The sequence below is a fragment of the Yersinia sp. 1252 StPb PI genome, from assembly GCF_048593885.1.
GTDB lineage: Bacteria > Pseudomonadota > Gammaproteobacteria > Enterobacterales > Enterobacteriaceae > Yersinia > Yersinia enterocolitica_E.
Genome location: NZ_JAZGQE010000507.1, coordinates 1 through 406, shown reverse-complemented (window position 1 = coordinate 406; position 406 = coordinate 1). Strand labels below are relative to the sequence as shown.

Below are 406 nucleotides of genomic sequence, written 5' to 3'. Positions count from 1 at the left end.
AGATATAAGAATAAATCCGAATGCCGTTATGAAATACATTAATGAAATGGCAAAAACAGAAGCATTCATCCAGAAACTACTCAGTGATGGTGAATTGACAAAGAAAGAAGAGGATTTGATATACAATAAATTATTTGACGAGTGGGAATCCCAACATACAATAAAATACATCACGGAAAGTTACTCTGAAATAAATCCAGTTCATATATCGTCAGCAGTCTCTATTTGCCTAGAATTGATTAGTAAATGTGAAATAACAGTTGAAAACAATAAATTGCCAAGGTCTATGACTACTGGTGCTTTTTTAATTCTATCAGATGAACCAAGAATTGGGTGGCTTCAACATTGGGAGTCTATTTATAAATGAACGTATATAACAATGAATTACTAGGTATCCTCTCTTTTC

Annotated in this window: 1 pseudogene; it reads left to right on the top strand. The window is 32.3% G+C overall.

The features are described 5' to 3' along the window. Positions 1-367: pseudogene (locus tag V2A85_RS24530) on the top strand (hypothetical protein); the annotation flags it as partial. Between the last annotated feature and the right edge of the window lie 39 nt (positions 368-406).